The organism is Candidatus Nitrosarchaeum limnium BG20, assembly GCF_000241145.1.
Lineage (GTDB): Archaea > Thermoproteota > Nitrososphaeria > Nitrososphaerales > Nitrosopumilaceae > Nitrosarchaeum > Nitrosarchaeum limnae.
Map to the genome: position 1 here is coordinate 1 of NZ_AHJG01000021.1, position 2,048 is coordinate 2,048.

Sequence of the window (2,048 nt, forward strand, 5' to 3'; positions counted from 1 at the left end):
CTACATGAATTTGAATTGGTATCTGAGTTTGAACCCACGGGTGATCAACCACAGGCAATTGATTTGCTAGTAGAAGGAGTAAAAAAACGCCAAATACAGACATTGCTTGGTGTAACTGGTAGTGGCAAAACATTTTCCATTGCAAATGTTATTGCAAGAACTGGGAAAAATACGTTAGTGATTTCTCATAACAAAACTTTGGCTGCACAATTATATTCAGAATTAAAACAATTCTTTCCAAAAAATAACGTGGGTTATTTTGTATCTTATTATGACTATTATCAGCCTGAAAGCTATCTGCCTCAAACAGATACATACATTGAAAAAGATACACAAATTAACGAAAAAATTGAAAAATTACGATTAGAAGCAACTGCAATGTTGCTTTCTGGCGAACCTACAATTATCGTTTCAACTGTATCTTGTATTTACTCACTTGGTAATCCAAAAGATTGGGATGACTTGGCAATTACAATTAATTCTGGAGATGTGATTAAAAGAAGCGATTTAATTAAAAAATTCATAGATGCAAGATATGAAAGAAATGATACTGAAATAGCTCCTGGAAATTTTCGAGTTAAAGGCGATACAATAGACATTATACCTGCTTACTCTGAAGATATTGTAAGAATATCCATGTTTGGAGACGATGTGGAAAAAATTATGTTACTTGATAATATCTCGCTTAAAGAAAAACGTAAAATAAATCAAATTAAGATATTTCCTGCAAAACACTATCTGATTGCAAAAGATGTTAGAGAAAAAGCTGTCCGTTCCATTAAAGACGAGTTAGAGAAACGATTACCTGAACTAAATGAATTAGAAAAACAAAGGTTGGAGATGAGGACCAAATATGATTTAGAAATGATTGAAGAACTTGGTTATTGCTCTGGAATTGAAAACTATTCAAGACATTTTGATGGGCGAAATCCAGGTGAGAAAGCATTTTGTTTGATGGATTTTTTTGGAGATGATTACTTACTAGTAATTGATGAATCTCATGTCACTTTACCACAACTGCATGGAATGTACAAAGGTGATTATTCAAGAAAAAAAGAACTGGTTACGTATGGGTTTCGTCTGCCAAGTGCATATGATAACCGCCCTTTAAAATTTGAAGAATTTGAAGGATATCTAAAAAATACTATTTTTGTATCTGCAACTCCTAGTGATTATGAAAAGAAAATATCTGCTCAAATAGCTGAGCAATTAGTTAGACCAACTGGATTACTTGATCCTGCTGTGGAGATTAGATCAACTAAAGATCAAATGGACGATTTAATTCAAGAAATTGCCAAAAGAGCTGCCAAAAATGAGCGTGTTTTAGTAACTACCCTTACAAAACGAATGGCTGAGGATTTAGCAGAATATCTCTCAAAAAAGCATGTTAGAGTACGATACATGCACTCTGAAATAGAGGGACTACAAAGAACAGAATTAATTCGACAATTACGATTAGGGGAGTTTGATGTTCTAGTTGGAATTAATCTGTTAAGAGAAGGATTGGATATACCGGAGGTTTCACTAGTTGCAATTTTAGATGCAGACAAGGAAGGGTTTTTGAGAAATTTTACTAGCTTGATTCAAACATTTGGAAGGGCTGCAAGAAATGTAAACGGTTCTGTGATCATGTATGCAGATAACATAACAAAATCTATGTCAAGTGCAATTGATGAAACAAACAGACGTAAAGAAAAACAAATTCAATATAACAAAGAACATAATATCACTCCTCAAACAATAATAAAATCAGTACCTGAACAAGTCACAACATTAGATGAATCTAAATTAAAATCAATACATGACATGACAACTGATATCATTGAACTAGAATCTCAAATGAAAAAATATTCTGAAGAATTGGATTTTGAGAGGGCAATAGAATGTCGAGATAGGATAAAAAGACTGGAAAAAGAGATCAAATTTAAAGATGGCAGAAAATAAGTTAAAGATTCGTGGTGCAAGACATCACAATCTAAAAAATATTGATGTAGACATCCCAAAAAATAAACTTGTTGTGATTAGTGGATTATCTGGTTCTGGAAAAT

Annotated in this window: 1 protein-coding gene; it reads left to right on the forward strand. The window is 32.7% G+C overall.

From position 1 onward, the window contains the following. Nucleotides 1-1,944: excinuclease ABC subunit UvrB (uvrB, locus tag BG20_RS00975; protein WP_010189734.1), on the forward strand; the 1,944-nt coding region annotated here is incomplete at its 5' end. Nucleotides 1,945-2,048 lie beyond the last annotated feature (104 nt).